The 25,690-nt window shown below is 51.1% G+C and carries 23 protein-coding genes and 1 pseudogene; 7 read left to right on the top strand and 17 right to left on the bottom strand.

The genetic code is table 11. From position 1 onward, the window contains the following. Positions 1 to 109: 109 nt before the first annotated feature. The 12 genes and pseudogenes from EXU85_RS18440 to EXU85_RS18390 all read right to left on the bottom strand — a co-directional run bounded on the left by EXU85_RS18440 (position 110) and on the right by EXU85_RS18390 (position 10,809). Positions 110 to 922 carry an alpha/beta hydrolase gene (locus EXU85_RS18440; RefSeq protein WP_210422384.1) on the bottom strand — a complete coding sequence of 271 codons (813 nt, stop codon included), beginning with the start codon at positions 920 to 922 and terminating at the stop codon, positions 110 to 112. 315 nt (positions 923 to 1,237) lie between these two features. Further along, positions 1,238 to 2,221, bottom strand: a complete 984-nt coding sequence (locus EXU85_RS18435) for an aldo/keto reductase (protein WP_142773495.1) — start codon at positions 2,219 to 2,221, stop codon at positions 1,238 to 1,240. A 10-nt stretch (positions 2,222 to 2,231) separates the two neighbouring features. After that, a complete protein-coding gene (locus tag EXU85_RS18430) occupies positions 2,232 to 2,861 on the bottom strand; it encodes a flavodoxin (RefSeq protein WP_246859147.1) in 630 nt (209 codons plus the stop codon). A 102-nt stretch (positions 2,862 to 2,963) separates the two neighbouring features. Next, entirely contained in the window at positions 2,964 to 4,139 is a 1,176-nt protein-coding gene (locus tag EXU85_RS18425) for an aldo/keto reductase (RefSeq protein ID WP_142773493.1), read from the bottom strand. 237 nt (positions 4,140 to 4,376) lie between these two features. Beyond that, complete coding sequence (locus tag EXU85_RS18420; protein WP_142773492.1) at positions 4,377 to 4,862, bottom strand: nuclear transport factor 2 family protein; 486 nt, start codon at positions 4,860 to 4,862, stop codon at positions 4,377 to 4,379. Positions 4,863 to 4,964: 102 nt separating this feature from the next. After that, positions 4,965 to 6,188 (bottom strand): sorbosone dehydrogenase family protein, encoded by a 1,224-nt coding sequence (locus tag EXU85_RS35805; RefSeq protein WP_246859146.1) that lies wholly within the window; start codon positions 6,186 to 6,188, stop codon positions 4,965 to 4,967. 405 nt (positions 6,189 to 6,593) lie between these two features. Next, positions 6,594 to 6,899 (bottom strand): annotated as a pseudogene (locus EXU85_RS36195) (cytochrome c); the annotation flags it as partial. A gap of 120 nt (positions 6,900 to 7,019) precedes the next feature. After that, on the bottom strand, positions 7,020 to 7,499 hold the full coding sequence (locus EXU85_RS18410; protein ID WP_210422383.1) for a nuclear transport factor 2 family protein: 480 nt from the start codon (positions 7,497 to 7,499) through the stop codon (positions 7,020 to 7,022). Between the two features lie 11 nt (positions 7,500 to 7,510). Continuing rightward, positions 7,511 to 7,981, bottom strand: a complete 471-nt coding sequence (locus EXU85_RS18405) for a cupin domain-containing protein (protein ID WP_142773490.1) — start codon at positions 7,979 to 7,981, stop codon at positions 7,511 to 7,513. A gap of 351 nt (positions 7,982 to 8,332) precedes the next feature. Beyond that, entirely contained in the window at positions 8,333 to 8,716 is a 384-nt protein-coding gene (locus EXU85_RS18400) for a nuclear transport factor 2 family protein (protein WP_142773489.1), read from the bottom strand. A gap of 127 nt (positions 8,717 to 8,843) precedes the next feature. Then, positions 8,844 to 9,692 (bottom strand): aldo/keto reductase, encoded by an 849-nt coding sequence (locus EXU85_RS18395; protein WP_142773488.1) that lies wholly within the window; start codon positions 9,690 to 9,692, stop codon positions 8,844 to 8,846. A gap of 25 nt (positions 9,693 to 9,717) precedes the next feature. Continuing rightward, complete coding sequence (locus EXU85_RS18390) at positions 9,718 to 10,809, bottom strand: aldo/keto reductase (RefSeq protein WP_142773487.1); 1,092 nt, start codon at positions 10,807 to 10,809, stop codon at positions 9,718 to 9,720. 263 nt (positions 10,810 to 11,072) lie between these two features. On the opposite strand from EXU85_RS18390, the gene EXU85_RS18385 reads away from it, so the two are divergent. Continuing rightward, positions 11,073 to 12,011 carry an AraC family transcriptional regulator gene (locus EXU85_RS18385; RefSeq protein WP_142773486.1) on the top strand — a complete coding sequence of 313 codons (939 nt, stop codon included), beginning with the start codon at positions 11,073 to 11,075 and terminating at the stop codon, positions 12,009 to 12,011. 106 nt (positions 12,012 to 12,117) lie between these two features. Here EXU85_RS18385 and EXU85_RS18380 read toward each other — a convergent pair whose 3' ends face one another. After that, positions 12,118 to 12,966 carry an aldo/keto reductase gene (locus tag EXU85_RS18380; protein WP_142773485.1) on the bottom strand — a complete coding sequence of 283 codons (849 nt, stop codon included), beginning with the start codon at positions 12,964 to 12,966 and terminating at the stop codon, positions 12,118 to 12,120. Between the two features lie 156 nt (positions 12,967 to 13,122). Here EXU85_RS18380 and EXU85_RS18375 point away from each other — a divergent pair, with 156 nt between their 5' ends. Beyond that, a complete protein-coding gene (locus EXU85_RS18375) occupies positions 13,123 to 14,025 on the top strand; it encodes an AraC family transcriptional regulator (protein ID WP_142773484.1) in 903 nt (300 codons plus the stop codon). A 163-nt stretch (positions 14,026 to 14,188) separates the two neighbouring features. Here the strand turns inward: EXU85_RS18375 and EXU85_RS18370 are convergent, their stop codons facing one another. Together EXU85_RS18370 and EXU85_RS18365 are read right to left on the bottom strand one after the other, a co-directional pair. Continuing rightward, positions 14,189 to 15,208, bottom strand: coding sequence for an LLM class flavin-dependent oxidoreductase (locus tag EXU85_RS18370; RefSeq protein WP_142773483.1), 1,020 nt, complete (start codon positions 15,206 to 15,208; stop codon positions 14,189 to 14,191). Positions 15,209 to 15,376: 168 nt separating this feature from the next. Beyond that, complete coding sequence (locus tag EXU85_RS18365) at positions 15,377 to 15,790, bottom strand: helix-turn-helix domain-containing protein (RefSeq protein WP_142773482.1); 414 nt, start codon at positions 15,788 to 15,790, stop codon at positions 15,377 to 15,379. 106 nt (positions 15,791 to 15,896) lie between these two features. On the opposite strand from EXU85_RS18365, the gene EXU85_RS18360 reads away from it, so the two are divergent. The 3 genes from EXU85_RS18360 to EXU85_RS18350 all read left to right on the top strand — a co-directional run bounded on the left by EXU85_RS18360 (position 15,897) and on the right by EXU85_RS18350 (position 18,199). Continuing rightward, complete coding sequence (locus tag EXU85_RS18360) at positions 15,897 to 16,649, top strand: SDR family NAD(P)-dependent oxidoreductase (RefSeq protein ID WP_142773481.1); 753 nt, start codon at positions 15,897 to 15,899, stop codon at positions 16,647 to 16,649. Positions 16,650 to 16,701: 52 nt separating this feature from the next. Beyond that, positions 16,702 to 17,328 (top strand): NADPH-dependent F420 reductase, encoded by a 627-nt coding sequence (locus EXU85_RS18355; RefSeq protein ID WP_142773480.1) that lies wholly within the window; start codon positions 16,702 to 16,704, stop codon positions 17,326 to 17,328. Between the two features lie 112 nt (positions 17,329 to 17,440). After that, positions 17,441 to 18,199, top strand: coding sequence for an SDR family NAD(P)-dependent oxidoreductase (locus EXU85_RS18350; RefSeq protein WP_142773479.1), 759 nt, complete (start codon positions 17,441 to 17,443; stop codon positions 18,197 to 18,199). A gap of 103 nt (positions 18,200 to 18,302) precedes the next feature. Here the strand turns inward: EXU85_RS18350 and EXU85_RS18345 are convergent, their stop codons facing one another. Further along, positions 18,303 to 19,559 carry a PQQ-dependent sugar dehydrogenase gene (locus EXU85_RS18345; RefSeq protein ID WP_142773478.1) on the bottom strand — a complete coding sequence of 419 codons (1,257 nt, stop codon included), beginning with the start codon at positions 19,557 to 19,559 and terminating at the stop codon, positions 18,303 to 18,305. A gap of 80 nt (positions 19,560 to 19,639) precedes the next feature. Further along, entirely contained in the window at positions 19,640 to 21,238 is a 1,599-nt protein-coding gene (locus EXU85_RS18340) for a carboxylesterase/lipase family protein (protein ID WP_142773477.1), read from the bottom strand. Between the two features lie 307 nt (positions 21,239 to 21,545). Between EXU85_RS18340 and EXU85_RS18335 the strand changes: the two genes are divergently transcribed. Continuing rightward, complete coding sequence (locus EXU85_RS18335) at positions 21,546 to 23,207, top strand: carboxylesterase/lipase family protein (protein ID WP_142773476.1); 1,662 nt, start codon at positions 21,546 to 21,548, stop codon at positions 23,205 to 23,207. 12 nt (positions 23,208 to 23,219) lie between these two features. Further along, the gene (locus tag EXU85_RS18330; RefSeq protein WP_142773475.1) at positions 23,220 to 25,661 is read left to right on the top strand and encodes an alpha-L-rhamnosidase C-terminal domain-containing protein; all 2,442 of its coding nucleotides are present in this window, start codon (positions 23,220 to 23,222) and stop codon (positions 25,659 to 25,661) included. Positions 25,662 to 25,690: the final 29 nt, after the last annotated feature.

Here is a 25,690-nt window from a genome sequence, read left to right as displayed (position 1 = left end):
TTACGGTATTTCATACCAAAATCACTGATTTGGCGGGCACAGGTCAGTAACTCATCCATCCCGGAATGCTTGAAATTGCCCGATGTTCGCTTTTGGTTTGCCTGATTATCTAGTTGGCGAGATGGTTTTTCCAGAATTCGATGGCGTACTGCATCCAGCCTGCGGCATCGGTGCCTATCCCCGTCCCAAAGCCATGACCAGCCTGGTTGTATCGACGGTATTCGACGGCTACACCCGCGTTTTTTAAATTCTGAACACGCCGGTCCACCGTTACTGCGTTTGCGATCCCATCATTGGCACTAACGGTTATGAATGTCGGTGGAAAATTGGGCGAGTAACTGGACTGGCCGGTATAGGCAATAACAACAGTTGCCGGTTGAGGCAGGTTGCCTACGCCGTAACTGGCTACGCCGTTTAGCGCAATGTTACCAACCATTCGGGCACCTGCCGACCCGCCCCATAAGGAATAACCTTTTGTACTGACACCAAGAGTTTGGGCGTTCTGAAAAATATACGCGATAGCTGCGGCCAGATCTTCGGTGGCAACCTGTTCTCCAATGCGGTACCGGATTACAAACGCGTTCAGTCCTTCTTTACTGATCTCTTCGGCGAGCGGAAAGCCTTCGTGCAACGAACCTACGTACGAAAAGCCACCCCCCGGACAAACGATAGCGAACGGAGCGCCCGGCTTGCCCCGGTAAAAAAACAGACCCGTTCTAGTTTTGGCTCGATCCGTTTGCTTTTGCTGGTCGGTGTAAACATCGTAAAAGACCCTCTTTTTGGCATCAACATCATCGATCATTCGGTTCAGTGCGCCTACGACAACGTCGGGGATCACGTGACTGTGGTAGGGCATAAGTGAACCCACATCCCGCAGGCGCGTGTCGTAATAACGGGTATTGTCATCCCAGGGTAACAGCAACTCGCCAAAGCCCTGAAAGGCCTAATGATTGACAATGTCCCGGACGTAATTAGTGGTAGTTAAATGACCTTTTTTAGGTTGTGTTGCCATTCTACCATTGTTTAGTCTACGTCCGATCTGTGTGTTGTTGCTACTGACCATAACTCTTTCCGCATCTATAGTTTGTATCAGAAAGAGTAATCCGACTAGTAATTTCCCCGAGAAGCCAAAGGGCAAAACCAGTGCTTTTGCCTGAAAAAAATCCCAGGGCTGTTTCATATCTATCCAGACAGGTGATAGTAAGGATTACATAGCGGTGTCATGAGGGCGTTGCTCTTAATTACCCACCCGTTTTTGCAGGTGTGCCGGGTAACGATCTCCCTGTACCGGAATCTGGGAAAAGGCAGAATCAATCTGACTAATGTCATCAGGACTCAGTTCAACATCGACTGCTCCACTATTTTCTTCCAGACGGTGCAGCTTGGTCGTGCCGGGGATCGGGACAATCCAGGGCTTCTGCGCCAGTAACCAGGCCAGGGCAATCTGCGCCGGTGTGGCCGCTTTTTGCCTGGCCATGTCGCCTAATAGGTCAACTAACTTCTGATTGGCTTTCCGGTTCTCTTCCGAAAAACGGGGAACCACATTGCGGAAATCGGTTTTGTCGAACTGCGTATTTTCGTCAATTTTTCCCGTCAGAAACCCTTTACCCAGCGGGCTGAACGGAACAAAACCAATGCCCAGTTCTTCCAGGGTTGGTAAGATTTCTTTTTCCGGCTCCCGCCACCATAACGAGTATTCACTTTGCAAGGCGGCCAGGGGTTGTACGGCGTGGGCTTTACGAATCGACTGTACACCCGCTTCGCTCATCCCGAAGTGCTTTACTTTGCCTTCCTGGATCAGCTCTTTGACCGTTCCGGCCACCTCTTCGATCGGCACATTAGGATCAACACGGTGCTGATAAAACAAATCGATGCGGTCGGTTCGTAATCGCTTCAGCGCTTCTTCGGCCACCTGCCGGATTCGTTCGGGGCGGCTATCCTGCCCTTTGGTGGAATCTCCCTGCTGAAACCCGAATTTAGTGGCAATCACCACCTGGTCCCGGAAAGGCTGCACCGCTTCACCTACCAATTCTTCGTTGACAAATGGACCATAGGCCTCCGCTGTATCGAAGAACGTAATGCCCTTATCGAACGCAGCACGAATCAAGTTAATCGCATCCTGCTTATCGGTTGCCGGGCCATAGCCATAGCTTAAGCCCATGCAGCCTAAGCCCAATGCGGACACCCGTAGGCCACTAGTTCCTACTAATCTTGTTTCCATTATAGTTGATTTATTTCAATAGGTTAATCGTACGCAACCATTTCACTATGTTCGTTTCGGCTTCTTTGGCCTTATCGCCTTGAATAACCAGCAATTGACCATCCCGTTCCGAGCCACCCCGCATCGTAAAACCTTCCAGTATATTGCTGTTGGGACATAGTTCCTTAACTGTCTGGAACGTACTGCCAATACCGTAGCCCCCATTGCTATTAAACGGAATGATGGTTTTACCGCTGAAATCATACTGACGCAAAAAACTTTTCATGGGCGGGGGCAACTGCATGCCCCAGGTTGGAAAGCCGACAAACACAATATCGTACGCTTGGATGCTGTCAATTTTTGTTTTTAACGGGGGCAGGAAACCAGTCTCATTTTCCTTCGCTACCTGTTCTACGGTAGCCCGGTAGTTTGCGGGGTAGGGGGTTGACAATTCAAGGGCCACCAATGTTCCACCCACATGCTTGTGAATGATGTCCGCTAAGGCCCTGGTATTATTGGTTCGGGACAAATACACAATCAATACCTTGCCCGGCAAGGTATTGCCGGGCTTTACAGTAGGCTGATCGGTAACCTGAACGCTCTCCGTTTGGGAAGAAGAGCAAGCTCCAATCAACAGAAGTAATGACAACAGGATGTGCATTATAAAAGCAGTTATTCTCATTCCGGTCGGATGTTTCGTGGCGACTAGCGTAGCTAAGCACAAAGGCTATAACTCACCTCAGTGAATGAAGCGCAATCAGGTTTACTTCTTCGCCGGTGCTTCCACATTCGAGAACGCAAGCACCATTTGCGGCAAACGCTCTCCCTTAACCTCGATTTTGGCTAATTCGGCATTAAATTGGGTTAGCTCATCGGCAGTAAACCGGACATCGGCGGCCCCAACGTTTTCGAGCATGTGCTCCATCTGCGTGGTACCCGGAATCGGCACGATCCATGGTTTCTGCGCCAGCAGCCAGGCCAGCGATACCTGCGCGGGTGTGGACTTCTTTTTGGCAGCCCAGCTTTTCACGAAGTCCAGCAGGGCTAGGTTGTGGGTTATATTCTCGGGCGAAAACCGGGACTCCATTCCGCGAATGTCGCCGGGCGCGAACCGGGTATTGGCGTCGATAGCGCCGGTCAGAAAACCTACGCCCAGCGGACTCCAGGGTACGAAGCCGATACCCAGTTCCTGGCAGAGCGGAATAATGACCTGTTCCGGTCCACGCCAGAGAAGCGAGTATTCGTTCTGAATGGCTGTAACCGGATGAACGGCATGGGCGCGCCGTACGGTTTGCGGTCCGGGTTCAGACAGGCCGTAGTGCAGTACCTTCCCTTCTTTGATCAGGTCTTTGATCGTTCCAGCTACGTCTTCAATCGGAACCGTCGGATCGACCCGGTGTTGGTACAATAAATCAATCCGATCAGTACGAAGACGTTTCAGCATACCTTCCACGACCTCCTTGATATGCTCGGGACGACTGTTCAAACCAGGCAAACGCTGACCTGTTTTCTGGTCGATGTTCCAGCCAAACTTGGTTTCGATAACCACTTTGTTCCGAATCGGGACCAGCGCTTCACCCAGAATGCGTTCCACCTCAAAAGGCCCGTAGGCTTCGGCGGCATCGAATAGAGTAACTCCCCGGTCGAACGCCGTCCGGATGATCTTATGCATTTCGGGACGGGAAGGGATCGTCGTCTGATAGGTACGACTCATGTTCTGCACGCCAAGCCCAATGCTTGAAACCTCCAGTGTACCCAGTTTACGACGTCCAGGTTTGGTGTTTGGGGCCATTGACGCTGGCTGACTCGATGGATCGGGAGCCGAAAGAGCTTTAGCCTCCTGGCCTAACAAGGTACCGCCTGCCAGCGCCAGGCCCGATTTTAGTATGGTCCGACGAGTTAACTCGGTGTTGGCTTGTTGGTTGTTTGTCGATTGCATGGTTAATAGGTTGCTAAAATGATAAAGGTGAAGCTGTTTAAACTTTCTGTTTTCGGCCCAAAGCGAGTGACTTTTTTTGTCATTCCGACGAAGGAGGAATCTTAAACTTCCCAAACGTGCGGCATTAAGATTCCTCCTTCGTCGGAATGACAAAAAATAATCGTTTTTGCACCAGCTTAAGAAAAGTTTAAACAGCTTCGATTTTATCTTCAGTGATTCGAAAATTGAGATACCTCGTTAATGCTTAATCACATGAGTGTCCCGAACACTACTAAATGTCAGGGCCAACATTTTCCAGGAACGGCCTTGTTTTTTATAGACTTCGGTAACAGTAAACTCCGTCTTGGCCTCCGTGCCCCGAACCATGGCCACCAGCGTAATCCGACTCCAGATGATAGCTGTGTTAGCATCGAATAGCTCTACCGCCACATCGTGTACATCCGCATTCTTGTACCAGATGCTCCCGGTTTTGATAATATCGAGCTCTTCGTCCTTTTTCCAGGTGCCGCTCATATGGACGAATTTTGACTTATCGTCGAAGAGCTGCGCCAGTTTGTCCACATTCTTATCGGCCATCCACTGCCATTTTTGCTTTGAGAGGTCAATGATTTCCTGCTGGGCTTTCGTGGGGGGTATAGTAGCAGTAGTTGACGTTGGGGCTTGAGCGAAGGAGGCCTGCATGCCCGTAAGCAGGAAACCCAGAGCGAGAATTGATGCTTTCATAGTACGCGATTGATGGAAAGATTAACTGTTTGTTTAGTAGTAATTCTTACTTTCTGTAGAGACAATAAGGCCTGATTCAGCTCGAACGGTATTGACGGGGGGCTATTTAACGCTTATAAAAGCACGAATCATACCGTCCCCTTTGGTCAGCACGTACAGTTCTCCGTCGTTATCCTCGGCCAATCGTAGGTCAATACGACCGGCCCCTGCAACGGCTCCCCGGCCCGGTAGGCTCGGATTTCGGCCACCGCGACGCCTGTAAGTCTCCTCCGACAGCGCTCGGACCCGTGTGCCCAGTTCGTGTAGTGGTGCCATAGTGAGCGGATTACTGTCATCGGCGGCCAACACGTCTTTCATGTTGGCATACCAGATACGACCCGTCGTAATATCACCGAACACTAGCGTCTCTTTCAACGCTGGAATTCGCTTCCCTCGATAGACGAAGCCGTTGGCAATCGCATCGCCACCGCCGGGCGTGTGAGGATAGGCAATAACAGCATAGGTAGGCTTCACGGTGCCATGTGTCACAGTATCTGAGACCTGGACAGGAAGCACATCGTCAGCCGGCAACGCCCCCATCCCGTTGCTCGCTGACATACTCTGTGTTCCCTCGCGAAATGGATAGCCGTAATTCGCCCCCTTTTTGATAATCGCCACGGTCTCCCAACTGACGAGGCCAATGTTGAAGGCAAGCAATACAGGTTCGCGTGGCCGTGCGGGGTCGACATACCAGGTCAGGCGGTGCGGATTGCGCAGACCATACGCCCAGATTTCCTTTCGCACGCCCTCAACCGAGACGAAGGGATTGTCGTTGGGAATTCGATAGCGGCCATTCTCACTGACTTTACTCGTCGACACGTGATCGCTCAGTGTCGGAATGATGCGAAGAATCTTTCCCTGGTACGTATCGAGCCGTTGGGCATGCAACCGCATAGGGCCTGGCCGCTCGCCCGTACCAGCGTCCCCAATGCCCAGGTACATAACTCGCCAGTCTGGGTCGCCCGGCCGAGCCGCCGGATTGAATGTGATTTCATTGAGGGGATGAAAGAGCCCCGGTACATACAGACGAAACACCTCACGTGCCGTCCCTTCGAACGTCATATTGCCGAGTTGCCGATCCGTCCACTCGACAATGACCAACTCACGCGCAAACCGCGCATCACTAGCTACTGTCGGCTTGGCCAGTGCCGGTGTGGTGGTGTAGCCGGCCAAATTTAGTCCGGGTAATACACCGGGCTTCGGCATAGCGCTCTCGTCAGGCGTAGTGGCATTTTCCATGTGCAGCGTATAGAAAATGCCGTTTCGCGCATAGTCCGGATCGAACACGAAGTTCATCAGACCCGATGCGTATCCCGTGGAGGCCGCGAATTTGGGGAACAACCCAGCGTGGTCGCCCGAGCCGTTGAAGTTTAGATAGGGCGTGAGTTGTTTGGTCTGCTTGTTAAGGATATAGAGCGGACCGTTCAGGTCGTTGACAAAGAACCGTTTGCCGCCCGGCTCGTCACGCAGGATGCTACCGCGCGCCAGCACTCCAGTGACGCGATCTGCCGACATGTCGCCGGTGATCGGCAGCTCAACGTAGTCAGCTAACTCAAGCGTATGCTCCGTAGTTGGTGCGGTAGGTGCCTCAGCTTTCGGTACTGCTGCGGTGGCCCCCGGCTGAGCTGACACGAGCGAACGAACATACGCGACCACGTTTCGGATCTGAACGTCCGAAAGGCGTCCCTCGAAGGGTGGCATCATACTTGACGGAATTCCTTTTTTGACTGCGGTAAAAAAAGCCGCGTCGGTCGAACCGTGATCCCAAGCCTGATCGGTGAGGTCGGGCGGCTGCTTTCCGCCCCGCTCCGTGATGATGGAAATCTCGGCGCCCGCCTTGACCGCTCCCTGAGCGCGATCGCCGTGACAGTTGGCGCAATTGACAGCGTACAGACGCTGCCCGTCAGCTAGTGATTGGGGCGATGTCTGCGATCTAACTGATGTCGTAACTGTGGCGACAAGTAGCAAAGACGACACGAATCCGTTGGCGATGTTCATTAGACGTTGCTTCATCTGATAAAGCATTGAAATTCGCTCACAATGAGCACAGTAAAAGCAGAGAGCCTGATTTCTGTAGGCATGATGATCTCTGGTTCTGCGCGAACGGCAGAAATGCGACTAGTTTTTGACGGGCCGCATCAGTCTGGAGAAGGAGAGTTGCCCTAACATCCACTTGCCGTTCTCTTTCACATAGACCTCCGTCACCATGAAGGGATTGACCACTTCGTTGCCGCCTACGACGGCTACCAGATCGAGGTCGCTCAACAGAATGGCCGTATTGTCAATCATATGGAAGGTCGTTGAATGAACCGTCGCTTTCTTGTACCAGATATTTCCGCTTTTTATTACATCCAGTTCCTGGCCCTTGCCCCAGCTGCCACCCATGTGAACAAACATCGACTTGTCGTCAAATAAGGTTGTTAGTTTGTCCACATTCTTGTCAGACATCCATTGCCATTTATCCTTCGAGAGCGCAATGATTTCCTGTTCTGAATTCGGCGTTGCCTGCGCGCGGGCAGCTTGTGCGCTTAGCAGCGTAAAACAAAACCCCAGAATGGATAGGGCCAGGAAGGATTTTACCACGGTTGGTCGTTGCATAGGTTTATCGTTTAGGGGTTTATTTTTTTGGCCGTATATTCTGCGTCGGTCACCCGTTGCAACCAGATTGTTTTTCCTTTTGCCGGACTGGTGGCCAGGTACGTAACACCCGTAGTCGGGGTGGCTCCGTGCCAATGTTCCACACCCGGTTGACATTTGACCATCTGCCCTTTACGAAGGGTTTGTCGGGGTTTACCCCGTTCCTGATAGTAGCCTTCTCCGTCGGTAAAAAGAAGAATTTGTCCACCCGGATGCGAATGCCAGTCGAGCCGGGCACCGGGGGCAAAAACGGCCTGTGCAATGCTGAATGCGAAGGTGCTGTCTGGACCGCTGACCTCGCTTAGCCAGACATCGCCCACGTGGGTTTTGGTGGTCGCCAGCTCCCCTTTGGGAAAGATGGAGGTGTTTTGTGCCATTGCCTGCGTCGAGAGTGTGGCTACGGCTACCAGCATGATCAGTTTACTGATATGTCTACGATTCATTGTTAGGGTGTTTTATTAGTTTAGTTCGCGCTCCCCGGCTAGTTGACTCTAGCCGGATTGTGGTGACTGCTAACTCTGTAACCAATCACTCCGCAAAGTTCCGTCCTTTAACCCAGCAGAATGGTATATAGATTACGGATATAACTACCAGTTTTACTGATTTAAGTGGACTGCTTAGCAAACTGTAGGACAACTTAACTTAGTGTTCTTTCAATCAGCACGAAACCGCCCGTCTACTGATGGTGATTCTCCTGGATTTATCCTAAGTACAGTCCAGGCCAATGTCGTAGAATAGTTTGTAAAGAACTCAGGATCAATGGATCGACTAGTGACTCCGATGGGAGAAATGCGCTAGGGAACCAGTAGCTTGGTAAACGAGAGTGCCCCTAATTTCCAACCTGCCTGTTGCTGAATATAGACTTCCGTCACTTCAAATTCAGTGGTAATCTCATGCTCGTTAACTACCGCCAATAAGGTAATTTTAGTCAACAGGATGGCCGTTGAACCGATGATATTGACCGACACTTTATGGATATCCACTTGCTTGTACCAGACGAATCCGGTTTTAATAATCTCTAGTTCACGGCTCTTGTCGAAGCTACCACCCATGTGAACAAACATCGCTTTTTCATCGAATAAGTCATTTAGCTTGTCTACATTCTTGTCGGCCATCCACTGCCACTTGTCTTTGGAAAGGGTAATCAGTTCCTGTTCGGTATTCGGGTTGGTTGTCATAAAATAGTTTGTGTTTTAGAATTGAGAGATGACTTTTGAACAATAAATAGAAAGAGGGGAAAGCGTCAGGCAGAGGCTCTGGAATAAATTATTCCTGATCCTCTGCCTACCGTGTGTCAGTACGTTGTTAGTCAATTTTAAATCCACCCATCCATTTGACCATGGCTGGATCACGATTATCGAAAAACAGGCTTGCCTTGGTGTCCAGACTTTTGATGGCTTCCATATCGTCGGCACTTAACTCGAAATCGAGGCTGTTAAAGTTTTCGGCCATGCGCTCTTTGCGAACCGATTTGGGAATGGCCACCACGCCCCGCTGGGTCAGCCAGCGCAGCACAACCTGAGCAATGGATTTGTTGTATTTTTCCCCAATCGAACGTAGTAAATCATTGTGGAAGAGGTCGTTTTTGCCCTCCGCGAACGGTCCCCATGACTCAATCTGCACATTATTATTGCCGAGAAATTGCTGCGTTTCGATTTGCTGATGAAACGGATGGGTTTCAATCTGATTGACCGCCGGAACAACCTCATTGTGAATGATCAGGTCAATCAATCGGTCGGGCTGGAAATTGCTCACACCGATGGCCCGAACCCTACCCGATTTGTAAATCTCCTCCATAGCCCGCCATTCGCCATACACATCGCCAATTGGCTGGTGTATTAAGTACAGATCCAGGTAGTCGAGTCCAAGCTTCTTGAGCGACTTGTCGAAGGCTTTCTTCGTGCCTTCGTAGCCGTCCGACTGAATCCAGAGTTTGGTGGTAATGAATAGTTCTTGCCGAGGTACCCCACTTTTCTTAATGGCCTGTCCAACAGCTTCTTCATTGCCGTATGAAGCAGCCGTATCAATTGATCGGTAGCCGGTGGCAATGGCATCCAGCACACTGCGTTCACACTCAGCCGGATCGGGAACCTGGAATACGCCAAACCCGAGGATGGGCATTTCTACTCCGTTGTTTAATGTTACTTGTTGCATAGGTATTTACTATTTATTGTAATGATTAGTACCGGTCCTTGTCTGATTTTGGCGTCATCGGGTATTCGTAGGGCGTGACTCCATTCACCGATATGCCCCCGTGCTGGAAGCTGCTGGTGACTCGTTGCTGCATCGTGGTGAACATGGCTGGTGGCGTCGAAAGCTGATCCAGCGAGGCTAGCTCCTCCGCCGAAAGTCGAATATCCAGGGCCGCAACATTCGCCGTCAATTGGTCGAGTGTTCGGGCACCGATAATAGTTGAGGTAACACCCGGACGACTGATTACCCAGGCCAACGCAATGGCAGCAGAGGTCGTCTGATGGGTCTCGGCCAGTTCGGCCAGACGGTCCAGAATGGTGAAGGCCTTCTCATCCAGCAATGACACCATTCCCATCACTTCGCCACGACTGCCACTCACTTGGCCCGCATTGGTCCGGGTGAATTTGCCCGATAAGAGTCCCGACTTTAACGGCGACCAGGGCGTCACGCCGATTCCCAACGCCTGGGCCATAGGCAGCAACTCGTCTTCTACCGTCCGTTCCAGCAGCGAGTGTTCAATCTGAAGGCCAATAAACGGCGTCCAATCCCGTAGCAGGGCCATGGTGTGGGCCTGCGCTACCTGCCAGGCAGGTGTGTCGGAAACACCGATGTAACGCACTTTGCCACTCGTAACTAAATTGTTGAGGGCTTTCATGGTTTCTTCCACCGGCGTGTTCCAGTCCCAATGGTGAATCCAGTACAGGTCTATGTAATCGGTTTGCAACCGACGCAGTGACTGCTCACACTGTTCGATAATCGCCTTGGTACCATTACCCCCTCCGTTTGGGTCGCCCGGATACAGGTTATTGGCAAATTTGGTCCCGATGACCATCCGGTCGCGTTTAGCGGATTCGCGACCAATCGAATCGCCAATAATTTTCTCCGAATGGCCGTTGTTATACGCGTTTGAGGTGTCTAAAAAATTGCCGCCCAACTCCCGATAACGGGCGAGAATTGCTTCTGCTTCCTGGGGCGATGAGCCAATGCCCCAACCTTCTCCGAAGGTCATGGTACCCAGGCAGAGCGGGCTGACCCGCAGGCCTGATCGACCCAGGGTTACATACGAATTAAGTGACATGAAACGTAATTTTAAGTGAATACGACTGTACTAAAAAGGGCATCAGGAACCCCAGCCAGGGTTGATATTTGCCACCCTGTTTGGGCTATCTGGCTTTAGTTGACCAGGCGAATGCCCTTTTGTTTGACAAAGGTCTTGCTGCTTTCTGGCCGGATAGGTATACGGATTACGGGTATACTTACCATTATTACTGATTCGGACTGGCCGACTAACGGGGGGAGGGATTAAGCGTTATTTTTGAGATAGATAAACCGATCATGCTTATGGATACTCCGCACCGCATTGAAACAATCAGAGCATTCAATGCCCTGAGCAATCAGGAAACATTACACCCGCTGGTGAGTGTCGTTGATATGTCAAAAGCAGCCCCAAGGAAGGCGTCCAGTGAATCCGTGGGGTTTTCCATGGATTTCTATACCGTCTTTTTGAAAGAAGTAAAATGTGGTGACCTGCGGTATGGAAAGAACACCTATGACTACCAGGAAGGAACGCTGGTGTTCATGGCACCTGGGCAAGTGGTTACGATTGAAAGTAGTGAAGACGTTTTAGAACCGAAAGGCTATGGCCTGGCCTTTCACCCCGATCTGATCCATGGTACGTCGCTGGGACGACATATGCAGGAGTACACCTTTTTTGGCTATCAATCCAATGAAGCGCTGCATTTGTCGGAACGGGAGCGGCAAATTGTCCTGGATTGTCTGGCTAAGATCAACTATGAACTTCAACATGCGATCGACAAGCACAGCAAAAAGCTGATTGTGAGTAATATCGAACTCTTTCTGGATTACTGCATCCGGTTTTATGACCGCCAGTTTATAACCCGGAATCATGTCTATCAGGGCGTTCTGGAGCGGTTCGAAGCCCTGCTTACGCACTATTTTTCAACCGATATGGCTCAACACAATGGCCTGCCATCGGTCAGCTACTGTGCTGAACAACTGAATTTGTCCGCTAACTATTTTGGCGATCTGGTGAAAAAAGAAACGGGTAGATCTGCCCAGGAGTACATCCATTCCAGGCTGATTGATGTGGCGAAAGAGCGACTTTATGACCGTAATAAACCGATCACTCAAGTCGCTGATGAATTAGGTTATAAGTACCCGCAGCATTTTGTTCGCCTGTTTAAGCAGCGGGTTGGGCAATCGCCCAGTGAATACCGTCGGTCTGCGGGTAGTGAATTTAACGCCCTAAGCGTACATTAATTCAGACTTTGAAATTTTGGGCTATTCCCTGAGCCGACAGAACAACTGCGGCTACAAGCATGGCCAATTTTGGATTGTGCATACTTGTAGCCGTTATGGGGTTTTACTAATTCAGTTTACGTTCGCCAAGCCATTTAACCATCGCCGGATCACGATGGTCGAAGAAGAGGCTGGCGTTTGTATCCAGACTTTTGATGGCTTCCATGTCCTCAGCACTTAACTCAAAATCGAGACTGTTAAAATTCTCTTCCATTCTCTCTTTGCGAACCGATTTGGGAATGGCCACAACACCCCGCTGGGTCAGCCAGCGCAGCACAACCTGAGCAATGGATTTGTTATACTTCGCGCCGATTGATCCCAGCAATTCATTGTGGAACAGGTCGTTTTTGCCTTCGGCAAAAGGCCCCCATGATTCGATCTGCACGTTGTTGTCGATCATAAACTGCTGGGTGTCGATCTGCTGATGGAACGGATGGGTTTCCACCTGGTTGACCGCCGGAACAACCTCATTGTGAATGATCAGGTCAATCAATCTGTCGGGCTGGAAGTTGCTGACGCCAATGGCGCGCACTTGACCCGCTTTGTAAATCTCCTCCATAGCTCGCCATTCGCCGTATACGTCCCCGAAAGGCTGGTGTATCAAGTACAGATCCAGGTAGTCGAGCTGTAGTTTTTTCAACGAAGTTTCGAAAGCTTTTTTGGTCCCTTCGTAGCCATCGGATTGAATCCAGAGCTTGGTGGTAATAAATAGTTCTTCTCTGTTTACACCACTTTTTTTAATGGCCTGTCCCACGGCTTCTTCATTCCCGTACGAAGCGGCTGTGTCAATTAACCGATAACCGGTAGCGATAGCATCCAGCACGCTACGTTCACATTCGGCTGGATCAGGCACCTGAAAAACGCCAAATCCCAGGATGGGCATTGATATCCCGTTGTTCAAAACTACGTGTTGCATTGTACTTACTTAGTTTACAGGGCAAAGGTCTCTTCATTTCTTCGCCCGAATGGTATATAGATTACGGACATTACTACCATTATTACAGATTAATGTTTACCCATCTGGTAGGCTGATAAGAATGCGGTAATTTTGGTGTAGATAACCAACCGTGCTATGGATACCCTGCGACGATTCGAGACAATTGCCGATTATAACGTCTTCAATAATAATGAAACCCTTCACCCACTGGTGAGTGTCGTTGATCTGTCTAAGGCCGATCCCCGACAAGGCTCCCGGATGTATTTTGGCTTTTACGGTATCTTCTTAAAAGATCTCAAATGCGGTGATTTGGTGTATGGCCGTCATACCTATGATTACCAGGAAGGAACGCTGGTTTTTATGGCACCGGGACAGGTGGCCGGTCTAAATAGTAACGGGGAAACCTATCAGCCCAAAGGGTACGCATTGGTTTTTCATGCTGATTTAATTCATGGGACACCCCTGGGACGACATATTCAGGAATATAGTTTCTTCGGCTACCAATTCTATGAAGCGTTGCATTTATCGGGTCGGGAGCGGCAAATTGTGATGGATTGCTTTTCTAAAATCGAGTACGAATTAGAACATGCCATTGATAAGCACAGTAAAAAGCTGATTGTCGCGACAATTGAACTCTTTTTGGGGTATTGCACCCGGTTTTATGATCGGCAGTTTATTACCCGGGAAACGGCCCACAAAGGTACTCTGGAACGCTTCGAGACCTTGTTGAACGAGTATTTTCAGACCGACAAACCACAGACGATCGGCTTACCTTCCGTAACCTACTGCGCGGGTGAATTGAATTTGTCGGCCAACTATTTTGGGGATCTGATCAAAAAAGAAACGGGCAAAACCGCGCAGGAATACATTCAGGCGAAGGTGATTGATCTGGCTAAAGAACGCATATTTGACCAAAGCAAATCGGTGAGCCAAGTCGCCTATGAATTAGGCTTCAAATATCCCCAACACTTTATCCGATTATTTAAGCAACGGGTGGGACAATCACCCAATGAGTACCGGATGCTCCACTACAATTAACGTCCAATTCAGACGGGAGGTAAGCTGCCAATTTTTACGATCGGTCAAACGTGATCAGTCGTATATGGGGACCAATAAACTAGCTTAAGAAATAAACTTAAGCTAGTTTAAGAATCAGGCTGACGGGATACAGGACTACCCCTTCTTGTTACTATCGAAATGTCTATTTCGGTTTGATCAGGGGCATAACCTCTTTGCCAATCAGCTCGATGGCGTTCATCAACTGCGAATGGGTGAGGCCCGCGTTGTCCATTTGAAAGGTAAACCGGTCAACACCCCCCAGGGCTTCACTGTGCCGCATCAGTTTTTCGGCAACCTGTTCAGGTCCGCCAACCACTAATACGCCTTCCGGCCCCATCAGGGAATCGAACTGAGCCTTTGTTACCGGAGGCCAGCCGCGTTCAAGGCCCAGTTTCGTCCATAATTCAGCATAACCAGGGTAATACTCAGCAATCGCTTGCTCATTGGTGCGCGCAACATAACCAGGTGAGTGCAAACCAACGGTTAATTGGTTAGGCGTAAATCCGGCTTTTCGACCGGCTTCCCGATAGAGATCGATCAGGGGCCGGAATCGGGCAGTATAGCCGCCGATTATGGCCACCATCAACGGAAGGCCCAGGCTGCCCGCCCGAATAAATGATTCAGGGGTACCGCCTACGCCGAGCCATACGGGCAGTTTAGGTTGTACAGACCTCGGGTAGACGGGCAGGTTCTGGATGGCCGGGCGAAACTTCCCTGACCAGGTAACAAATTCGTTATCGCGTATTTTTAGTAATAAATCCAGCTTTTCCTGAAACAGCGCATCATAGTCGTTCAAATTAAACCCGAAGAGCGGATAGGCTTCCACGGATGAACCCCGCCCCACCACGAGTTCGGCTCGTCCTTTGGAGACCAGATCTAAGGTGGCAAAATTCTGGTAAACCCGCACGGGATCAGCGGTGCTCAGCACGCTTACGGCGCTCGTCAGTCGGATCCGTTTTGTCCGTCCGGCGGCAGCAGCCAGTATCACCGCCGTTGCCGAATCCAGAAATTCCTTTTTATGATGCTCGCCAATACCAAATACATCCAGACCAGCCTGGTCCGCAAAAACAATCCGATCTAGTAATTGCTCCATCGCGTCCACGCTGCTAAGCGTATGGGAGCCATACATGGCAGACGCGAAACTATCTATTCCTATTTCCATGCTACAATCTTAGTTGGTCAGGCTACCAACAGGCCTGAGATTTACGGCTAGTCGTACTACACGGCAAGCTATATAGTAAAGCCGAGTCGGCCTGTTAGCGTTCCCCGCTTTGGTTGACTACTGGCAAAAGACCAAATTACGGAATAGGACCAGCCATCAAACCCATTTTTAGCTAACTGATAATGGGCCAGTTCCGGTCTTTTTAGGCAAGCCATCAATGGGAAGTTTACTCCATTTGTAATCACCCTCTTTGTGGATTGGCGAGACTTCATATTTTAAATTCCACTCTTTTATGGCTTCTAAAATTGGTAAAAAAGCCAAGCCTTTTTCAGACAACTTATAGTCTACCCTTGGCGGTAGTTCCTTATAGGCCAATCGTTCCAATAAGCCGTCTTCTTCCAACTCTTTTAACTGTTCGGTCAGTACTTTCCTTGAAATGTGGGGTACAATGGCATCTAACTGACCAAAACGCATGGTCCGGGTGCCAATTACATTGATAATGATCGGCTTCCATTTATTACCAATGGTGCCAATAGCTCTCGTAAATGGGCAATTCGCATTGCAAAAGCGGTCGTCTCTCATGCTTAAAATTTGTAGTTACCCAATAGTAACCAGAATAAACTGTTATAGTTTCAGAAATAAACTATTGATAGTTCCTTTGTGAAACAAATGTAAAAGTAGCTAAAAAATGAGTAAGCTAACAAGTAAAGTTGCCGTGATTACAGGTGGTAATAGTGGCATTGGATTGGGCATTGCCCAGGCGTTTAAACAGGAAGGGGCAGTAGGCGCTATTGTCGGCAGGAATCAGGAAACGTTAGCGAGTGCTGCGGCTCTGCTTGGCGATACGTTTATAGCCATCAATGCCGATGTAACCAACCTTACCGACCTGGAAAGGGTGTTTAACGAAACCGCTGAAAAATTTGGTAAAATAGATGTGATTGTAGCCAATGCGGGTGGTGGAACAATAGGAACAGTAGCAGATACTGACGAAGCCGACTATGACAGGGCAATGGATCTCAACCTGAAGAGTGTCTACTTCACAGTTCAAAAAGCACTGCCTTATATGAATGATGGTGGCTCTATTATTCTTATCGGATCAAATGCCGCGCATCGGGCCTATTCGTCTTTTACGCTGTATGGTGCTGCCAAAGCGGCTGTCATCTTTTTAGCAAAAGGATTGTCAAGCGACCTTTTAGATAGAAAGATCAGGGCAAATGTCATAACACCCGGTACAACCGATACACCGGCCTTTGACAAGTTTGTTCCCGCCGAACAAATTGAAGCAGTAAAAAAACACTATGCAGGTGTCATGCCAATAGGCAGAATCGGGCAACCCGCTGACATTGGTAAAACAGCGGTTTTCCTGGCCTCCGATGATTCTTCGTTTATGCTGGGTGCCGAACTCCTAGTGGATGGCGGTATGACCTATTTGTCTAAATAATTGAGTACACACGGGCACGCGTTCAAGTTCGTGCCATTAACTGATTTTCAACATGAGTACATCAGAAAACAACGTAGCAAGAAGCTACGCCATTATCGGCTTCGGCAAAATCGGCAAGGCCCTGGCCAAGGCGTTTGCCCGCAAAGGCATCGAGGTATCCGTTGCCACCACGCGCGACCCGGAACGCTTTGCAGCCGATGCGGCCGCGATCGGTTCCACGATCATTCCCACCACACTCACGGAAGCTGTTAAGGCAGACATCATCTTTTTGGCGGTGCGTTTTGACGCGCACCCGGATGTTGCCAAGGCGCTGCCCACCTGGCAGGGGAAAACCATCGTCGATGTGACCAATGCTTACGGCGTGCCCCCTGAGCAGTTGGGAGGACAACCTTCCGCCAGGGTCGTGGCGCAGGCCTTCACGGGTGGAAAACTGGTTAAGGGCTTCAACCATTTGGGCGCTGCCATCCTTGAACAAGATCCGGCCGTTCATGGTGGCAGGCGAGTTGTGTTCCTGGCAAGTGACGATGACGACGCAGCAGCGGAGGTTGGTGCGCTTGCCGAAAACCTCGGTTTTGCACCTGTCCAACTTGGCGGACTTTCGGAAGGCGGACTGCTTGTGCAGGCGCGCGGTAAAAGCTGGGGTAAACTGATCTTTAAGGACTTGGTCAAGTTCGACTGATGAGTCGTGATCGCAACTGTTAATGTGATCCGGCCTGGTAGACAAATAAAACCACAGGTTAATTGAAGCGACTAAACTGATTTTGTCGCTCAACCATAAATTAATAAACGGAATGAGTAAATTAAAAAACAAAGTAGCGGTAGTTACCGGTGCGTCAAAAGGGATAGGTGCATCCATTGCAAAACACCTTGCGGCAGAGGGCGCAAAAGTGGTTGTGAATTATGCCTCCAGTAAAGAAGGGGCCGATAGAGTGGTAAAGGAGATCACGGACAAGGGAGGAGTCGCCATTGCGGCACAGGCCGATGTATCGAATGAAGCCGATGTCGCCAGGCTGTTTGACGAAACAAAGAAGGCGTTCGGCACCCTGGATATTTTGGTCAACAACGCGGTTTTTCAGCAATTTTTACCGGTTGAACAGGCCTCAGTAGCCGCTTTTCATCAGCATTTCAACGTCAATGTGTTAGGGCCTGTCCTGACCATCCAGGCAGCTTTAAACCTGTTTGGTTCTACGGGCGGCACGATCATCAATATCAGTTCGGGTGCCAGCAAATCGCCGATGGCGGGCGTGTCGTTATATTCGGCTACGAAAGCGGCCTTAGATGCCCTAACGATTTCATTATCGAAAGAACTGGGGGCAAAAAACGTTCGTATCAACTCGATTTTGCCGGGCGCTACGGAAACTGAAGGGGCCACTAGTGCGGGTGTAACGGCTGGTAGTGAGTATGAGAAACTATTTATTGCCAATACCCCGCTGGGTCGCAGGGGCCAGCCCGAAGATATTGCGAAAGCTGCCGTTTTTCTGGCTTCCGATGATGCTGCGTGGATCACGGGCGAGCAACTTTCGGTTTCGGGTGGTATGTATGGTTTTTAAATCAGTAATACCAATTACCTCGCCCTTAAGCAAAAAGCCACAGATACACCAGTTATCTGTGGCTTTTTGTTTTTAGGGCAACTTGTTTGGGAGACGTATCCACTTATCGCCTATCGATTCGATACAGCCTTCCGGCGTCCGTAATGGCATATAAGGCTCCGTCCGGTCCCTGGGTTATATCCCGAAACCGCTGCCCTTCACTCGCCAGCAATCGTTCTTCACCAACTACCCGATTAGCTTCGATCACCAGCCGAACAATGTGCATCCCACTCAGCGCCCCAATAAATAGATTGTTTTGCCACTCTGGAATACGATTACTGGTGTAGAAGGTCATGCCACTGGGCGATACCACCGGGTCCCAATAGTAAACGGGCTGTTCCATGCCTGCTCGCTGCTGGATGCCATCTCCCAGGCGTTGTCCACTATAGTCGATCCCGTATGTAATGATGGGCCAGCCATAATTCGCCCCAGGCTGGATGCGGTTGATTTCATCTCCTCCCCGAGGACCTAGTTCGCCTTCCCATAAATCACCCGTTACCGGATGGATCGCTAGTCCGTGCTGATTTCGGTGGCCAATGGAATACAATTCGGGGCGGGCGTCTGCCTGCCCGGCAAATGGATTACCGGGAGCAGCCACGCCATCGGTTGTGATCCGGACAATCTTACCCACTGCTGAGTTCAGGGCTTGGGCCTGTACCCGAATGCCCGGATCGGAACGGTCGCCACTACTGACGATCAGGTTTCCGGTCCGGTCAAAAATAACCCGGCTGCCGTACTGATTAACGCCTGTATACGCTGGCGTAGCCCGGTAGATAACCGTTACGCCTTCAAGTGCGGTTTCATTGGTGGAAAGTCTACCCTTGGCAACGGCCAGTAGACTACCCGTAGCGCCCCGCTCCGAAAAGCTCCAGTAAACCATGCGATTGGTCGTAAAGGCGGGATCGACGCACAAGCCTAGCAAGCCACCCTGACCACTGCTATTGACCGCCGGTATGCCGCTAAGCGGAGCACTCACTTGCCCGGAAGCCGTGACCAGTCGCATCGTGCCTGCTTTTTCGGTGATGAGGAATCGGCCGTCCGGCAGGCTGGCAATGCCCCATGGACTCGCAAGGGTTGACGTTAAAACGGTGCTTGTGAAGGGGGTGGTGGTACGAACACCTGCCACTCGGGTTTGTCCCGAAAATGCGGGACTGTAGGTTGAGTTGGGCGGGTTCGTTTCAACCGGTGATGTACTTGTTGTCGTTGTTCCGGAAGTCGGCGGAGTTGTTCCTGTAGGGGTAGCTGGCGTATCGCTATCCGTTTTGCAAGAGGCCACCGCTAGTAGGGTACCGGCGGCAATAATGAGCAGTTGAGTTTTCATAGTTGTTGCGTTGAGTGGTAACGTCAATAAGTAGAGAAAGCCGGATTAACTGATTCGGCCTTCTCTAGTCTGTGTTTTCGCTAATTTGCCTTCGCCGAATTAGCAGCCTTCTCGATCACATCCAGTCTGGCTTTCCGTTGATCGGGCGTACTGGCGGCTGTTCCATCGGATTTGAATTCGAAGACCTCGTTCTTTTTTGGATCGTAGACCGGCCATTGGGGCAGTCCCTTGCTATTGGGATTACCCGTCCTGGCGAAGTTGGCCCAGTAGGTGTTCATCAGGCTGGCCACTTCTTTGTCTTTCGGTGTCACAGTAACGCCATTCCGGTCTCTCAGATTGTCGAACACATACCCAATTTCGGATGCGTGTGCTGCGCCAAAGCGCATCCTGGCCTGCAAGGCGGTAGGGACATACGAAAAAAGATAGAGATAAGCCGGTGCGCCCTTTGCGACAAAGGACCTCGCGGAGAAGCGGGCTGGTTCTGCCCACACTTTATCCGTGTTGACCAGGGACAGCATCCTGGCAAAATCAGTGGTTCCATCTGGATCGTAGGCCGCATTTATCTCGTCCTTCAAAGGATTGAACAAAGCCAGCAACTCTTCCTTCGATCGGGCATTGACAAAGCCAGCGGGCACTTCGGCACTGTTCGACCCGATGAGCAGCGGAACCTTCGCCTGCCTGCCCGCTTTAAACGCACTCTCAGCCGTTTCTACCACGAGCTTACCATCGAGAATCGGGCCTGAGTAGGTTGGCGGTCCACCCTGACCAGCCGTTTCCTGCCCTCCATCAACAATCTCGGCCGCAGAGAGCGCCCGGAGTTTGGCCAGCGCAGCGGCATCTGTACCCTCAATGCTATATCGCTTGGCGAAGTTTACGCCCATAGTTTCTGCTGAAATTGGGTAATTGACATCCGCGTTTTCTTTGTTGATCGGTCGCCCGGTCAGCACACCGTCGCGGGCACCACCTGATTCGCTGATTGCTTTCTGGAAAAGACCTTTTGCAGACGGTATCGACAGCAATGAAAGCACCGAGACACCACCGGCCGACTCTCCGAAAATGGTCACGTTTTTGGGATCTCCGCCAAACGCGGCAATGTTCTGTTGTACCCACTTGAGCGCAGCAATCTGGTCCATATATGCATAGTTGCCCTTGGGCTCTTCCGGATGTTCTTTACTCAGCGCGGGGAACGCGAAGAAGCCAAGCCGACCCAGCCGGTAGTTGAACGTGACCAGCATGACGCCCTGTTTCGCAAACTGAGTCCCATTGTAATCTGGCTGAGAGCCGCTGCCAAATACGAAGGCTCCTCCGTAAATCCACACCATAACCGGAAGCTTTGTTTTGGCCGTTGCATTGGCTGGTTTCCACAAATTGAGAAACAGGCAATCTTCGGAGGATGTTGTCGACATGGCGGCAGCACCCGGCCCAAAGCCCCGCTGCGGGGGATCGGCTCCAAACTGACTGGCATCACGCTCTCCCTGCCAGGTAGGAGCTGGTTGGGGTGGGCGCCAGCGATTAGCCCCAATCGGGGCGGCTGCATACGGAATGCCTTTGAAGCTGGAAACATCTCCCTCGGTCACACCACGCACGACGCCCGATGCCGTCTGAACCGTAGGCCCAGTTTGTTGTGCCTGTAAGGCATAAGTAATCAAAAAGGAAAACCCCAGAATTAGTTGCTTCACAGTACTCGCGTTTAGGTGATTATAGGTTGCAGCAGATTAGGCTACCCCACAAAGGTCACCTATATGTATGGAGTAACTGGTATACAGATTACGGATGTTACTACCATTATTACTGATTTAATTGGGGCAAACCACGCCAGCAGGTCTGTAAAGACTATCTTTGGCGATCGTGGAAACTTCCTATTTAATACGTGTAAAGTGTAGTTTCTGGCAATACGCGAACGGATTGAATTCCTTCCTAGTCTATCGCCGGGCTTTGCCGATAGTTTCGAACCCCATTTAGTCTAAACCCTGACCAATAAAGCTTATGAACCGAATTGATCGCCGAACATTTTTAGGGAATCTGTCGCTGGTTACGGCCGCTGTGGTCGCACCCCGATACGGGTTTTCGTCGATTGCGAAAGCCGACGAGTTTGTTGAGGTGAACACCACGCATGGCCGTATTAAAGGTATGCGAAATGAGGGGGTAAGTGTCTTCAAAGGCATACCGTACGCAGGGCGTATCTCCGGTGATCGGCGCTTTCGGCGACCGGCTCCCCTCGAACCCTGGACGGGCGTTCGGGATGCGTTGCAATTTGGTGCACCCGCCATCCAGGCACCGCGTCGGAACGAACCCGCTCCAGCCGAAGATTGCCTGTTCCTGAATGTGTGGACGCCCGCCAGCGACAATCGCAAACGCCCGGTGATGTTCTACAGCCACGGCGGTGGGTTTGTGATTGGCTCGGGGGCTTCGGGCGGTCAGGATGGATCGAATCTGGCTCGTAACTTCGACGTCGTGGTCGTTGAAACAAATCATCGCTTAGGCTTGCTGGGCTTTCTGTATCTGGACGAGCTAGCCGGGTCCGACTATGTCGGGTCGGGCAACATGGGCATGCTCGATATTGTGGATGGGCTAAAATGGGTCCATGACAACATTGCGCAGTTTGGGGGCGATCCGAATAATGTGATGATCTGGGGTGAATCGGGTGGGGGAGCCAAAACGTCCTGCTTATATGCCATGCCTTCAGCAGCTCCTTATTTTAACAAAGCCTCCATTGAAAGTGGGCCGGGAGTTCGGATGACGCCGAAGGAGACGGCTGCTGAAACAACTGCTCTACTGCTGAAAGAACTAAACATTGCGCCTAAAGACTGGCGTAAATTATTGGATATACCAGCGGCTGACTTGCTGGTCATGCAGGGCAAACTGCCTTCCGTTGCCCCGTTTCTCGGGAAAAGTAACACGAAGGGAGCCGCGCCCCGTCGGGCTGGAGGATTTGGTCCTGTTGTCGATGGCCATGCGCTACCCCATCATCCCTTTGACCCGACTGCCCCTGACCTATCTCGAAATAAACCGTTGTTAGTTGGCTGGAATGAGGATGAGTTCACTTTTTTTGCCTGGGAGCGCAAAGACACGGAGTTTGCCAAGCTGGATTTCGAGGGATTACAGAAACGGCTGGAGCCCCAGTACGGTGAGGATACGCCTAAACTGATCGAAGCCTATCGCAAAGCCACACCCAACGCGACGGCCCCGCAACTCTATATTGCCATTTCTTCTATTGCGATGATGGGCCTGGGCTCGGTAGACATTGCGGAAAAAAAGGTCAAACAGGGGGGAGCGCCGGTTTACCTGTATAATTTCGGCTACAAGTCCGAGAAACCGATTCCCGGTACGGATTATCCGATGGGTACGCCCCACGCCATGGATATTTCCTTCAAGTTCAACAATGAAATTCCGCCCCGCGACGGCTCTGCGCCTAAGGAAAGCTTCTTCGGGGGCAATCGACCCGAACGCTTCGTGGCTTCGCATCACTTTGCCGAACTCTGGACCACCTTCGCCCGGACAGGTAAACCAGCTGCCAACGATGTGCCCCAGTGGCCAGCCTATAACCTCAAAACCCGACCCACGATGCGGATCGATGCCACCTGTGAAGTGATTGACAATCGGTTCAGCCAGGAACTGGCACTATGGCGGTCCATTGGGAAATTGTAATTAACTCCGACTATGAAATTGACTAAAATTCTCGGAGCGTGCTTTTGGGCAACGTCCTTCCTGCTGGCCCTCCAATTGCCCGCCCAGCCAATAAATCCTGACATACTAACAAAGCCCTGGAAAGCGCAATGGATCACCGGACCCGGTAGACCCATCAATCGGTTCACGGCAGCCTCTGATCTCACCCTGAAAGAGTATGGCGTTGTCAAATTCAGAAAAACGATCACGTTGACCGCCAAACCCACGTCATTCGTCATTCACGTGTCGGGGGATAATCGCTACAAGCTGTTTGTCAATGGCAGGCAGGTGGGGCAGGGGCCCGCCCGTGGCGATCTGTACTTCTGGAATTTTGAGACGGTTAACATTGCCCCCTACCTACAGGCGGGGAATAATCTGGTAGCGGCTGTGGTCTGGAACGATGGTCGTCAAAAGCCGGAAGCCCAAATTTCGTATCTGACCGGGTTTATCGTGCAGGGTAATACGGCCGCCGAAGAAATCCTCAATACGGACGATAGCTGGAAGGCTGCTAAAGACGACAGTTACCAACCCTTGCCGGTGCGTGTGCCGGGATATTACGTGGCCGGTCCTTCAGAACTGGTCGACATGAGCAAGCACCTGAAAGGGTGGGAGCGGGTGGATTTTACTGACAGCAACTGGACTAAAGCGCGTACGATTGGACCAGGTATAACCAAAGCTACGGCCGTCAACTCGACGGGCTGGATGCTGGTGCCGTCGCCCCTGCCACCCATGGAAATGACTCAACAGCGGCTGGTGGCCACCCGCAAAGCCGAAGGCGTCGACGTACCGGCGAGTTTCCCCGCTACGCCCACGAAAGTAATCATCCCGGCCAACACAAAGGCGACAATTCTGCTCGATCAGGGAATGCTCACTAACGCCTATCCAACACTCGCTTTTAGCGGTGGGAAGGAGGCCACGCTTTCGATGGGCTATGCGGAAGCCCTTTATTTGCCGAGAGCACCCAGTACAGGCTCAGGCCGCCCGGCTCCACCCGCCAAAGGGAACCGCAACGACGTGGACGGGAAGACCTTCATCGGTAAAGCGGATAGTGTGTTATCCGATGGATCAGCCAATCAGGTGTATAGTCCGCTATGGTGGCGAACGTATCGCTATATACGCCTGGTGATCAACACGAAAACAGAACCATTGGTCATTGATGACTTGTATGGCACGTTTACCGGCTATCCGTTCGAGGCAAAAGCCAAACTTCAGACGGAGAATGCGGAACTTGGCAAGATGCTCGACATCGGCTGGCGAACAGCCCGGTTGTGCGCCTTTGAAACCTACATGGATTGCCCCTACTATGAGCAGTTGCAGTACATTGGCGATGCGCGGATACAGGCAATGGTTTCGCTTTTCTACGCGGGCGACGACCGGTTAGCGCGTTATGGGCTGACATTGATGGACCATTCCCGTATTCCCGAAGGCATCACGCTGAGCCGGTACCCTACTGATCTGCATCAGCAAATTCCCACGTTTTCGCTGTGGTGGGTGGCTATGCTTCACGACTATTATATGTACCGGCCCGACAGCCAGTTTATTAAAGACAAGTTACCCGGTGCCCGACAAGTGTTGTCATTTTTTGAACGCTACCAGCAGGCCGATGGCTCGCTGAAGAACGTTCCCTACTGGGTATTTACAGACTGGACACAGGGAAAAGGGTGGAATTTCGGGATGGCTCCAATCGGTCAGCAGGGCGAATCGGCGGTGCTGGATATGCAGCTCATGTGGACCTACCAGTTAGCCGCTGATCTCGAAAAGCAGTTGGGCGTAACCGAGTTAGCCACGCTCTATCTGCGCCGGGCTGAGCAATTAAAACAAACCATTCAGCGAAAATACTGGCATCCGGGTAAGCAATTGTACGCTGATACGGAAGCTAAGGACACCTATTCCCAGCATGCTAATTCGTTAGCCATCTTAGCAGGCGTACCGCCCGTAGGCCAGGTTAAGCTGATTGCCGGAAAAATGCTGACGGATACGACGCTGGCACCCGCTTCGATCTATTTTAAATATTATCTCCACCAGGCGCTCGTTCAGGCGGGCCTGGGTAATGATTACCTAAACTGGTTGGGCAAATGGAAAGAGAACATGGCGATGGGGCTAACCACCTGGGCCGAAACGTCAGACGTGAACACATCCCGTTCCGATTGCCATGCCTGGGGAGCCAGCCCTAACATTGAGTTCTTCCGCACCATTCTTGGTATAGAAAGCGGTGCTCCCGGCTTTACCAGCGTCAGGATTACGCCACACCTGGGTTCCATTCGTTCGATTAGTGGGGAAATACCCCATCCCAATGGGAAAGTTGCTGTTAATTACAGGGTTCAGCAAGGGGCACTACGGGCTGACATTTCACTTCCGCCAAAAACTACCGGTAGTTTTGTCTGGAAAGGGAAGACACATGTACTCAAAGCTGGAAAAAATAGCCTTGCGTTATAAAGCAAACTCTTGTCTGACTATCAGTATTT

The sequence above is a fragment of the Spirosoma sp. KCTC 42546 genome (assembly GCF_006965485.1).
GTDB lineage: Bacteria > Bacteroidota > Bacteroidia > Cytophagales > Spirosomataceae > Spirosoma.
Note: the sequence above shows the minus strand (reverse complement) of the source record. Positions and strands in the feature narration are given on the sequence as shown.

Coding starts and splice junctions, on each gene's coding strand:
- EXU85_RS18435 (WP_142773495.1), bottom strand. CDS start 2,221: ATGGAAACAAGATTAGTAGGAACTAGTGGCCTACGGGTGTCCGCATTG.
- EXU85_RS18430 (WP_246859147.1), bottom strand. CDS start 2,861: ATGCACATCCTGTTGTCATTACTTCTGTTGATTGGAGCTTGCTCTTCT.
- EXU85_RS18425 (WP_142773493.1), bottom strand. CDS start 4,139: ATGCAATCGACAAACAACCAACAAGCCAACACCGAGTTAACTCGTCGG.
- EXU85_RS18420 (WP_142773492.1), bottom strand. CDS start 4,862: ATGAAAGCATCAATTCTCGCTCTGGGTTTCCTGCTTACGGGCATGCAG.
- EXU85_RS18410 (WP_210422383.1), bottom strand. CDS start 7,499: ATGCAACGACCAACCGTGGTAAAATCCTTCCTGGCCCTATCCATTCTG.
- EXU85_RS18405 (WP_142773490.1), bottom strand. CDS start 7,981: ATGAATCGTAGACATATCAGTAAACTGATCATGCTGGTAGCCGTAGCC.
- EXU85_RS18400 (WP_142773489.1), bottom strand. CDS start 8,716: ATGACAACCAACCCGAATACCGAACAGGAACTGATTACCCTTTCCAAA.
- EXU85_RS18395 (WP_142773488.1), bottom strand. CDS start 9,692: ATGCAACAAGTAACATTAAACAACGGAGTAGAAATGCCCATCCTCGGG.
- EXU85_RS18390 (WP_142773487.1), bottom strand. CDS start 10,809: ATGTCACTTAATTCGTATGTAACCCTGGGTCGATCAGGCCTGCGGGTC.
- EXU85_RS18385 (WP_142773486.1), top strand. CDS start 11,073: ATGGATACTCCGCACCGCATTGAAACAATCAGAGCATTCAATGCCCTG.
- EXU85_RS18380 (WP_142773485.1), bottom strand. CDS start 12,966: ATGCAACACGTAGTTTTGAACAACGGGATATCAATGCCCATCCTGGGA.
- EXU85_RS18375 (WP_142773484.1), top strand. CDS start 13,123: ATGGATACCCTGCGACGATTCGAGACAATTGCCGATTATAACGTCTTC.
- EXU85_RS18370 (WP_142773483.1), bottom strand. CDS start 15,208: ATGGAAATAGGAATAGATAGTTTCGCGTCTGCCATGTATGGCTCCCAT.
- EXU85_RS18365 (WP_142773482.1), bottom strand. CDS start 15,790: ATGAGAGACGACCGCTTTTGCAATGCGAATTGCCCATTTACGAGAGCT.
- EXU85_RS18360 (WP_142773481.1), top strand. CDS start 15,897: ATGAGTAAGCTAACAAGTAAAGTTGCCGTGATTACAGGTGGTAATAGT.
- EXU85_RS18355 (WP_142773480.1), top strand. CDS start 16,702: ATGAGTACATCAGAAAACAACGTAGCAAGAAGCTACGCCATTATCGGC.
- EXU85_RS18350 (WP_142773479.1), top strand. CDS start 17,441: ATGAGTAAATTAAAAAACAAAGTAGCGGTAGTTACCGGTGCGTCAAAA.
- EXU85_RS18345 (WP_142773478.1), bottom strand. CDS start 19,559: ATGAAAACTCAACTGCTCATTATTGCCGCCGGTACCCTACTAGCGGTG.
- EXU85_RS18335 (WP_142773476.1), top strand. CDS start 21,546: ATGAACCGAATTGATCGCCGAACATTTTTAGGGAATCTGTCGCTGGTT.
- EXU85_RS18330 (WP_142773475.1), top strand. CDS start 23,220: ATGAAATTGACTAAAATTCTCGGAGCGTGCTTTTGGGCAACGTCCTTC.